1 protein-coding gene is annotated in these 251 nt (G+C 39.4%); it reads right to left on the reverse strand.

Translation table 11 applies throughout. The features are described 5' to 3' along the window. Positions 1-20 precede the first annotated feature (20 nt). A partial coding sequence (locus OOT08_RS18950; protein WP_325094452.1) for a hypothetical protein occupies positions 21-251 on the reverse strand: 231 nt, incomplete at its 5' end.

Consider the following 251-nt stretch of genomic DNA (forward strand, 5'->3'; position numbering starts at 1 on the left):
TAAAGTACTATTCGGTTTCACTATTTTTTGAAAAAAAGTTTATTTCCTACTTTTTCGACAAAAGATGGAAATAGTTGATACACCACACTGCCTGCATTCATCCACCGCGGCAAATTGATTTCCCTTCTGTTTGTAAAGAGTGAATCAACCACTTTGTCTGCTACAAATCGGGGCTTCAACATCCACTTCTCCACATTCTTCACATATGTACCCGATTCATCGGCAATCGAAAAAAAGTCAGTGGCGATCGG

The sequence above is a fragment of the Leucobacter sp. M11 genome, assembly GCF_035726885.1.
In the GTDB taxonomy this organism is placed as follows: Bacteria; Actinomycetota; Actinomycetes; order Actinomycetales; family Microbacteriaceae; genus JAPFRB01.